Here is a 9,256-nt window from a genome sequence, read left to right on the forward strand (position 1 = left end):
GAAGGCGCCCGCCGGGGCGTCGCCGGGCGCGAGCCCCGCGGGCCCGGGCACGAGCACGCCCTGCAGCAATCCCGCCTCGGCGAAGAGCGCCGCGGCCTCGGCCAGGGCGAAGCGACCGGCGGCGGGCCTCACGAGGTGCCCCCGCGGGCGATCCAGTCGCGCACGATGCGGCGGTCGTCGAGGTCGAGCACTCGGTCGCCGACGATCTGGTAGTCCTCGTGCCCCTTGCCCGCGATGACGACGATGTCGCCGGCGCCGGCGGCGGCCAGGGCGGCCTCGACCGCGGCGGTGCGGTCGATGACGACCTCGCGGCCGGCGGCGCGCGGGTCGGGCACGGCGTCGAAGCCGGCGGTGATGTCGGCGCAGATGGCCGCCGGGTCCTCGCTGCGCGGATTGTCCGAGGTGATCCAGGCCGCGTCGGCGCCGCGCGCGACGACCTGGGCCATGAGCGGGCGCTTGCCCCGGTCGCGGTCGCCGCCGCAGCCGAAGACGGCCAGCAGGCGCCCCCGGCGCCGGCCGTCCGGGCCGGTCAGCAGTTCGTCGCAGGTGGTCAGCACGGCGTCCAGGGCATCGTGGGTGTGGGCGTAGTCGACCACCGCGATGCCGCCCTGCGGCAGCCCGATCCGCTCGAGCCGCCCCGGCACCTGGGTCACGGCGGCCAGCGCCGCGCAGCAGGCCCCGGCCTCGACGCCGAGGGCCAGACCCGCCGCGAGGGCGGCCGTGAGGTTCTCCACGTTGAAGCGGCCCACCAGGGGACTCGCCAGTTCCAGCTTCTCGCCGCGCCAGTCCAGACCCAGGCGCGTGCCGTCGAGGCCGAGCACGGCCGTGGTGACCTGCAGGTCGGCGCCGGGCGCCGGCGCCTCCGGCCGGGCGCACCAGCGCAGCACGGGCACGTCGCCGGTGGCCAGGTCGGCGAAGGCCGGATCCCCCGCGTTCAGGCAGAGGGTGCCCCGCCGGGCGCCGTCCCGCCGCAGCAGGTCGGCGATGCGGGCCTTGGCCGCCAGGTAAGCGGCCAGGTCCGCGTGGTAGTCCAGGTGGTCGCGGCCGAGATTCGTCATGACCGCCACGTCGAGGCCGAGGCCGGCGGTGCGCTGCTGGTCGAGGGCGTGGGAGCTGAGCTCCATGGCCACACTGCCGCAGCCGTTGTCGCGCATGCGCCCGAGCCACGCGTAGAACACCGGACCACCGGGCGTGGTCAGCGGCGCAGCGACCGACTCGCGGCCGTCGCTGTAGCGGATGGTGCCCAGCAGGCCGCACGGACCCTGCACCCGGTCGAGGAGGGCCTGCAGCAGGAAGGCCGTGGTGGTCTTGCCGTTGGTGCCGGTCACCGCGGCCGTGACCAGGGCGTCGTCCGGCGTGCCGTGCAGGGCCCGCGCCAGGAGCGCCGGCGCCGGACGGGTGTCCGCGCAGCGCACCACGGGCACGCCCCCGGGCACGGGGCCGGCGTGGTCGGCGGCGATCACCAGGCCGGCCGCGCCGGCGGCCGCGGCCTGGGCCAGGAAGCGATGGCCGTCGCCGCCGGTGCCGCGCACGGCCACGAAGAGCACGCCGGGACCCGCCTCGCGGCTGTCGGCCGTCACCTGCGCGACGGCCGCAGAGGGGTCGCCTTCGCAGGCGACCCCCGGCAGGACCGAAACCAGCTGACCGAGCGGCAGGGCCATCAGAGCCGGCTCCCCTTCAGTTCGATCGTCACGCCCTTGCTCCCCCACGTCTCGCCCGGGCGCACGCTCTGGCGCACGGCGTAGCCCACGCCCTGCAGCGACACGGGAATGCGCAGGCGGGCGGCGAGACTGCGGATCTGCCGGTTGCTCAGGCCGCTGAAATCGGGGCACACCCCGGGCGCCGTGGCGGCCGCCACGTCGCGGTCGGCCACGGTCAGCGTCACCACGGTGCCCGGGGCGCAGCGCGTGCCCGCCGCCGGGACCTGCTGCACCACGACCCCGTCGCGCTCGCCGCCGGCGAGGACCAGGTCCTTCTCCGCCAGCCGGCGCGACGCCGTTCCCACGCCCAGGTACATGACGTCGGGCACCGCCACCAGCCGCTGGGGATCCGCCCCGGCGAAGGGCGCCGTGCGGCCGCCCGGCACGTCGGTCAGCCAGTCGGTGGAGCGCCGGATGTCGCACAGCACGTCGTGGAACAGGGGCACGGCGCTCTGGGCCGCGTAGTGGTGGATGCCGCGGGGCTCGTCGAGCACCACCAGCACCATCAGCCGCGGGTCCTGGATCGGCACCAGGCCGCCGAAGCTCGCGACGTAGGCCACGTAGCCCTCGCCGGGCCGGGCCTTCTGGGCCGTGCCCGTCTTGCCGCCGATGTCGACCCAGTCGGTGCGGGCCTTCTCGCCGGTGCCCTCGCGCACCACCCGCGCCATGCCCTCGCGCAGCAGTCCGGCCAGGGCCGGCGACATGACGCGGCGCAGGGCCACCGGCGCCACCGCCTCGACCAGGTGCCCGCGGTCGTCGCGGATCTCCCGCACCAGCCGCGGCGCGAACAGGACGCCGTCGTTGCCCACGCTGCACAGGGCCATGCCCAGCTGCAGCGCCGTGACCGACATCTCCTGCCCGATGCTCAGGGTCTGCAGCGAGCGGCCCGACCACTCGGCCGGCGCGCGCAGGATGCCGTCCTGCTGGCTCGGGTAGGGCGCGGTGGTGCGCTGCCCGAACCCGAACGAGGTCAGGTCGCGGTAGAACTCGTCGGGCCGCAGGTTCGCCACGGCCTTGGCGAAGTACACGTTCGACGACCTGGTGAACGCCTGCATCAGGGTCAGGTCGCCGTAGTCGTGGCCGCCGTCGTTGCGCACGTAGATGCGGTGGCCGGTGCCGTTGTCGCAGTTGTACACCGTCTGGGTGTCGACGGCGCTGTTGCGCAGCAGCGAGGCCATGGTGAAGACCTTCAGCACCGAGCCCGGCTCGAAGAGGTGGTCGAAGTTGCGGTTGTTCCAGACGGCGCCGTCGGGGTGGCTGTGCTCGCGCGTGTCCATCAGCGGCCAGCTCGCCGCCGCCAGCACGTCGCCGGTGGCCGGATCCATGATCAGCACCGACCCGCCGGCGGCGCCGCAGTCGGCGACCGCGCTCGCGAGGCGGCGCTCGCAGATGTCCTGCAGGTCGGCGTCCAGGCTCAGCACGAGGCTGCGGCCGTGGACGGCCTCGCGCAGCACGACCTGGCCGCGCTCGCGGGCCAGATCGCCGGTATTCAGCTTCAGGGCCCGGCCGGGCGTGCCGGCCAGCAGGCCGTCGAGGCTGCGCTCGAGGCCCGTGTTCAGGTTCTGCTCGGGGTCGGGCCGGTAGCGCCCGATGAGCGAGGCGCCGACGCCGTCGGTCGGGTAGATGCGCGCGTGGACCGGATCGAGGGTCACCGCGCCGTGGCTGGCCATCCACAGGCGGTCGCGCTGCGACTCGGTGAGCACCACGTCGGCCGCCAGCGGGGTGTGGCGCCCGTCGCGGCGCCGGACCTTGTCGCGCAGCTCGCGGGCCGGCGTGCCGAGCACCTCGGCCAGGGCGGCGTAGGCGCGATCGACGTCCTCGGCGCGCAGGCGGCCGGGCACGAGCCCGACCTTCCAGGTGGTGACGGAGAGGGCCAGGGGTTTGCCGTGGCGGTCGTACAGGTGGCCACGCTCCGCGTTGGTGGCGACCTCGTCCCCCCACTGGTCCCGGGCCCTCTCCAGATAATCGTCGTGCAGCAGGACCTGCACCTGGAACACGCGCAGGGCGAGCAGCACGCCCGCGCCGACCATCAGGCCGCGCAGCAGCGCGAAGCGCCCGTCGATGCGGCCGTTGCCGTCGGCGCGGCGGGTCACCGCTCGCTCCCGCGGCCGCGCGCCGCACGCGGCGTCAGCGAAACCATGGTGCCGAGCACGGGCGCCGGCGCGGCCTCGGCCGCCGCCACGCCCCCGCCCATGCGATCGAGAAGGCGGCGCCAGGGGCTGGTCCGCTGCCCGTCCGCGGGCAACTGGACCAGGACCAGCCCCGGATCCATCGGCGCCACCAGGCCCAGCTCCGTCCGGGCCCGTTCGGTGATCACGGCAGGGGCCGTCGCCTTGTTCCACTCCAGCAGCAGGCTGGCCGAGGCGGCGGCGAGCAGTTCCCGCTGATCCTCCAGGGCCGCGATCTCGGTCCGCAGACCGGCCACGCGGTTGCTGACCACCACCGAGGCGGTCAGCAGCAGGAAGATCGCCAGCACGGACGCCGCGCCGGACGCGATGCGCCGGCCGACCCGTCCGCGGCGGTGGGCCATGGCGCCGATGATGGTGCGACGGCGGGGGCCCTGGGGATTCTGCTCACGGTTTCCTTGCCACATGGTTCCATCCGTTTCCTGGCGAAGGCTTCAGATCTTCCGCGCCGCGCGCAGCTTCGCGCTGCGGGAGCGGACGTTGACTCTCTCCTCGTCGGCGCCGGCCGTCACGGCCTTGCGCGTCAGGGGCGCGAGGGTCTGCCGGTGGCCGCACACGCAGACGGGCACCTCCGGCGGACACACGCAATCGCGGCGTTCGCGATCGATGAACTGCTTGACCAGGCGGTCTTCCAGGGAGTGGTAGCTGATGACGACCAGCACCCCGTCCTTCCGCAGCAGGCCGGGAATCTTGGCCAGGGCCTCGGCCAGGGCGCCCAGTTCGTCGTTGACGGCGATGCGCAGGGCCTGGAAGACCCGGCTGAGCACCGGCTCGCTCTTGACGCGGCCGGGCAGGGTCGATTCGACCACCGCGCGCAGGCGGCCCGTGGTGTCGACGGGCCCCTCGTCGCGGGCCCGCACCACCGCGCGGGCGATGCGGCGGCTGCCGCGCTCCTCGCCCCAGCGCCAGATCAGGTCGGCGATCTCCGCCTCGGGCAGCCGCGCGAGCAGGGCGGCCGCCGTCTCCCCCGCGTCCTGGTCGAAGCGCAGGTCCAGGGGAGCGTCGGCGCGGTAGCTGAAGCCCTTGTCGGCGGCGTCGAGCTGGAACGAGCTGACGCCCAGGTCGAGCAGCACGCCGTCGACCCGGTCCCACGCGACCTCGCGCAGGGCCCGGTCCAGCTGGCGGAAGGAGATGCGCACGCAGTGCAGGCCGGTCTCGCCGGCGGCGAGGTCGCGGCAGGCGCCGTGGGCCACGGCATCCAGATCCAGGCCCAGGACCTCGGCGCCCGCCGCGAGCAGGGCCCGCGTGTGTCCCCCGAAGCCGAAGGTGCCGTCGACGTAGCGCCGCCCCGGTCCCGGCGCGAGGTAGCCGAGGGTCTCGGCCTTGAGCACCGGCACGTGGGGCGCCATCATCATGTCCGGCCGACGGGAACCGGGCGCCCGAGCAGGCGCAGCGCGGCGGCTTCACTGGGGGTCGAACCGAGCTCGCGGTCCCAGTCCTCCATGACCAGGATCGCCTTCAGGTAGTCGCTCCACTCCTGCAGGAAGAGCTGGTGCCCGAACGCGCGCAGGCGGCGGTTCCAGGCGATGAGGCCGCGCGTGGCGCGGTAGTCGAGGTGCGTCAACCGGCTGCCCTCGAGGATGACCCGGCATCCACGGCTCACCAGACGGGGTGCGACACGACTCACCAGCCGGTCGACGCCCTCGCGATCGAGAATTCCCGAGAGAGCGACCCTGACCGTTCTTTCGTTCTGTTCGATCCGGATCTGCAGGCCATCCGGATGCTGTGGAGCGTGGTCGCCGGAAACGAACGGCCGGGTCGACTCTCTCGGCATGCGGGCTCCTTCCCTGGGTCGCCCCTCCGTGGGCGCATGTTCTCGTGGCTGGTCGGGGGTCCGGCGGGGCCGGACCGGGCTCTGTTCCGCGGTTGGTCGGCCGGGCGGGCGCCGATCCGTCGGCGCCCCTCTTGCCCGGCTGTCTCCGGCTGGCATCCGTGCCACCGGCTTTTCCGCCGCCCGCCCCGCATCCGTGCGGAGGCGGCGGGGTCTCTCCGCTCTCCTAGCGGAAGAACTGGTCGTCGAAGGCGGCCTCGCCCTCGACCTCGGCGTTCGCGTCCTCGAGGGCGGCGGGATCCCACAGTTCCATGTAGCTCCCCATGCCCACGATCGCGATCCGCTTGTCGATGCCGTACTCCAGGAGGGTTTCGCGGCTCACGGCCACCCGCCCCTGGGCGTCGGGTTCGACGATGAGGCTGTTGGTGCTCATGCGGCGCAGGTAGGCCCGCAGCTTCGGCCCCGGTTCGGTCTGGCGCAGCCGATTGAAGTTGGCCAGCCAGACGCTGTGGGGCAGCAGGCTCAGCGAACCGTCGGCGCCCTTGCTCACCACGAAGCGGTCCTCGTCCGGGCCGTTGCCGCCGCGCAGGAACTTGAACGGCAGATTGAACCGCCCCTTCGCGTCCACGGCCCGGGTGTGGGACCCGTGGAAGGCGAAAGCCGCATCCGGCAGTTGGGGGGTGGCGTTCTGGTCGTTCATGATCCTCGAACCGGCGCAGGGTCCCGGGTCCGTGGGAGGCGGTGCGGGGAGGGGATAATGGCGGGCTGGAGTCGCGTCCTTGCTGTTCCGGGCCGATCCGTCGGCCGCCCGCCATTATACTGGGATTCCCCTGTTTTTTCCCCACTAATCACCGCGCGTCACCACTCATCACCACCGGATATTAGCCCGCCACCACCAGCCTGTCAACCGCCCAACTGCGGTTTTTGCAAAATAATTAGACCACGAATTCGGCATCCAATCGCGACATTGGAGCCGTTTTCGCCTTGTTTTTGCTTTTTTGATGGTTGTTCGGCGAGGGAAATTCCGGGCCCGGGGGCCCGGGTCGCGGGCGCCCCGGGGACACGAATGTGGGGATCGGATCAGGCGGTCAGATCGGCCACCAGCAGGCGGTGGAAATGGTGGGTCCCGATCTCGTGCCGCGGCGCGTAGCGCCCCCGGTGGTAGAGCCGGCTGCGAACGCCCCGCTGGACGGCCTCGACCACGGCCTCGTCCTCCATCTCGACGGCGTCGAGCGGTCCGCCGGCCCCCCGGTCCAGCAGGTCCGGACGGGCCACGTGGCTCTGGAAGCGCACCCGGCACCGGGTCGGGCCCAGCGGCTCGACGATGTTCACCGACAGGCCCCAGGGGTAGAAGTTCAGCATCAGGTTGGGGTACACCCACCAGTACCACGCCGCGACCGGGCGCCCGTGGTCCGGGTGGCCCGCCGGCAGGTCGAAGACCGGATCACCGGCCACCCCCATCCCCACCTGGAGGGTCGCCCGGGCGTGCAGGTGCACCTCGTAGGCCCGCCAGTCGAGGCGGCGGTTTAGCTCCGGATGCACCCAGGGGATGTGGAACCCCTCGAGATAGTTCTCGCAGTACAGGGCCCAGTTCGCCGCCACCTCGTAGTCGCGGCTGCGGTCCGGTGCGAAGCGCAGATCGCCCCACGGGTACCACGCCATGGCCGCCTGCAGCGGGCCGAGCACCGCGGCCGCCGGAACGCCCGGCACCACCTGCAGGAAGGTGAGCGGCCCGAGACGGAACAGGCCCGGCCGGCGCAGATGGTCGTCCGGCCCGGGAAAGTCGTGGGCGTCCTCGAAGCCGGGCATATGGGTCAGGGTGCCGTCGGGCGCGAAGCTGCGGCCGTGGTAGCCGCAGCGCAGCTGGCTGCAGGGTCCCGGTTCCCGCTGCAGCAGCATGCCCCGATGGGTGCAGACGTTGGACACGCAGCCCAGGTCGCCGGCTTCGTCGCGGCGCAGGAGCAGGGGCTCGTCGAGGCTGCCCGGCAGCAGGGTCAGGGGCGCGGCGTGGCCCACGGCCGCGGGCACGGGCGCATCGGCCGGCACCAGCTGCCAGCTCGGGGCGAAGACCCGCTCGAGGGCCGCGGCGTGGATCGCGGGGTCGTGGTAGAGATGTCCCGGCGGCGTCGCGGCGCGCCGGATGTCGGCGTCGATGGGCGGCAGCTCTCTCATGGCTCGACTCCCCGTTCGGCGCCGCCCGCGTCCGGCGGCGCGATCATGCGCCGGTGCTGGCCGAGGATCATGCCCCGCAGGGACATGCGGGTGGCCCGGCGGAAGCGGGCCAGCATGACGAAGGTCCCGCAGGCGTAGGCGATGGTGCTGGCCCAGGCCGCGCCCACCGCGCCGTAGCGCGGAATGAGCTGCACGCCCACGACGATGTTCACCAGGACGGTCAGGGCGCTCGCCTGGGTGTTCCAGTGGGGCTTGCCGCGCCCGATGAAGTCGCCGGCCAGGACCGCGCCGGGAGCGAACACCACGATGCCCGGCAGCAACGCCTGGAAGGCCTCGGCCGACGCCCGGTACTCGCCGCCGGCGAGCAGGCCCACCAGCGGCTCGACCAGGAAGAGCAGCGGCACGCCCACCGCGAGGGTCACGAGGATGCCCAGGCGCACGGCCCGCGCCGCGGTGCGGTCGCGCTCCGGGTCGCTGGCGTGGGCCGCCGAGCTGTGCACGAGCAGCGGGGTCAGGGCGCCGGGCAGCAGCCACAGCATCTCCCCCATGTACACGGCGACCGAGTAGATGCCCACCTCGGCGGCGCCGCGGTAGTGCTCGAGCAGCCCCTGGTCCAGGCGCAGCAGCAGGAAGTAGGCGACGGCCGAGATCTGCCCCAGCCAGCCGCGGCGCAGGTTGTAGGCGATGAGCGCCGGCACGCTGCGCCGGTCGAGGTCGTCGGGCACCTCCTCGGCGTCGGGCTTCAGCGGCAGCGGCGGCGCCGCGGCGGGAGCCGGCAGCACCGCCGGGGCCCGGCGGAATTCGCGCACGACGATGATCAGCACCATGGCCATGCCGCAGAACTGCGCCACCGCGAAGGCGCCCACCGTCCGCTCGAAGGTGAGGGCGCCGCCGAGGGCCAGCGCCGCCACGAGCCCCAGATGACCCGTCGCCCGCACCCCGTTGACCGCCGCGCCGACCACCAGCCGACCCCGGGCCAGCAGGTCGTACGAGAACGTCTCGAAGCCGAGGATCCCCACCGCCGCCAGGGCGGCCAGGTAGCCCACCCCGTCGCTCCAGCCGAGATGGCGGCCGAGCAGGCCCGCGAGCCGGCCCCCGGTCGAGGTCGCCGCGAGCCCGATCAGCACGAGCACCATGGCCGCGGTCCAGCCCAGCTGGGCGGCGAGCATGCGCTGCGGCCGGATCTTCTCCTGGCGCAGGGGCGGCACCGCGGCCAGCCCCATGCCCCCGCCGAGCAGCGACGCCAGCAGCATGACCAGGGCCACGGTCAGGCTGTAGTGGCCCTGCCCCTCGGGGCCCAGGATGTGGGCCACGATCATGACCACCGCCGCGTTGGCCAGCACCTGCCCCACACGGCTGAAGAGGATCTTGCTGCCCGCCTCGACCAGCTTCATCGGGCATTCCCTCCCACGCGCCGCGGCGCGCCG

The 9,256-nt window shown here is 73.6% G+C and carries 8 protein-coding genes; all 8 read right to left on the reverse strand.

The window, feature by feature from the left end; genetic code table 11:
- Nucleotides 1–128: 128 nt before the first annotated feature.
- The gene (locus KDM41_15495; protein MCB1184832.1) at nt 129–1,661 is read right to left on the reverse strand and encodes a UDP-N-acetylmuramoyl-L-alanyl-D-glutamate--2,6-diaminopimelate ligase; all 1,533 of its coding nucleotides are present in this window, start codon (nt 1,659–1,661) and stop codon (nt 129–131) included.
- Nucleotides 1,661–3,793 (reverse strand): hypothetical protein, encoded by a 2,133-nt coding sequence (locus tag KDM41_15500; protein MCB1184833.1) that lies wholly within the window; start codon nt 3,791–3,793, stop codon nt 1,661–1,663. Before KDM41_15500 ends, KDM41_15495 begins: the two co-directional genes overlap by 1 nt.
- Nucleotides 3,790–4,293 (reverse strand): hypothetical protein, encoded by a 504-nt coding sequence (locus KDM41_15505; GenBank protein MCB1184834.1) that lies wholly within the window; start codon nt 4,291–4,293, stop codon nt 3,790–3,792. The genes KDM41_15500 and KDM41_15505 overlap by 4 nt, the downstream gene beginning before the upstream one ends.
- A gap of 27 nt (nt 4,294–4,320) precedes the next feature.
- Entirely contained in the window at nt 4,321–5,241 is a 921-nt protein-coding gene (rsmH, locus tag KDM41_15510) for a 16S rRNA (cytosine(1402)-N(4))-methyltransferase RsmH (GenBank protein ID MCB1184835.1), read from the reverse strand.
- On the reverse strand, nt 5,238–5,660 hold the full coding sequence (locus KDM41_15515; protein MCB1184836.1) for an STAS domain-containing protein: 423 nt from the start codon (nt 5,658–5,660) through the stop codon (nt 5,238–5,240). Before KDM41_15515 ends, rsmH begins: the two co-directional genes overlap by 4 nt.
- 223 nt (nt 5,661–5,883) lie before the next feature.
- Complete coding sequence (locus KDM41_15520; protein MCB1184837.1) at nt 5,884–6,357, reverse strand: hypothetical protein; 474 nt, start codon at nt 6,355–6,357, stop codon at nt 5,884–5,886.
- Nucleotides 6,358–6,737: 380 nt separating this feature from the next.
- Nucleotides 6,738–7,829: a Rieske 2Fe-2S domain-containing protein gene (locus KDM41_15525; GenBank protein MCB1184838.1), complete on the reverse strand. Its 1,092-nt coding sequence runs from the start codon at nt 7,827–7,829 to the stop codon at nt 6,738–6,740.
- On the reverse strand, nt 7,826–9,223 hold the full coding sequence (locus tag KDM41_15530; protein ID MCB1184839.1) for a polysaccharide biosynthesis C-terminal domain-containing protein: 1,398 nt from the start codon (nt 9,221–9,223) through the stop codon (nt 7,826–7,828). The genes KDM41_15525 and KDM41_15530 overlap by 4 nt, the downstream gene beginning before the upstream one ends.
- Nucleotides 9,224–9,256: the final 33 nt, after the last annotated feature.

Source organism: bacterium (assembly GCA_020440705.1).
GTDB lineage: Bacteria > Krumholzibacteriota > Krumholzibacteriia > LZORAL124-64-63 > LZORAL124-64-63 > JAGRNP01.

Coding starts and splice junctions, on each gene's coding strand:
- KDM41_15495 (MCB1184832.1), bottom strand. CDS start 1,661: ATGGCCCTGCCGCTCGGTCAGCTGGTTTCGGTCCTGCCGGGGGTCGCC.
- KDM41_15505 (MCB1184834.1), bottom strand. CDS start 4,293: ATGTGGCAAGGAAACCGTGAGCAGAATCCCCAGGGCCCCCGCCGTCGC.
- rsmH (MCB1184835.1), bottom strand. CDS start 5,241: ATGATGATGGCGCCCCACGTGCCGGTGCTCAAGGCCGAGACCCTCGGC.
- KDM41_15515 (MCB1184836.1), bottom strand. CDS start 5,660: ATGCCGAGAGAGTCGACCCGGCCGTTCGTTTCCGGCGACCACGCTCCA.
- KDM41_15520 (MCB1184837.1), bottom strand. CDS start 6,357: ATGAACGACCAGAACGCCACCCCCCAACTGCCGGATGCGGCTTTCGCC.
- KDM41_15525 (MCB1184838.1), bottom strand. CDS start 7,829: ATGAGAGAGCTGCCGCCCATCGACGCCGACATCCGGCGCGCCGCGACG.
- KDM41_15530 (MCB1184839.1), bottom strand. CDS start 9,223: ATGAAGCTGGTCGAGGCGGGCAGCAAGATCCTCTTCAGCCGTGTGGGG.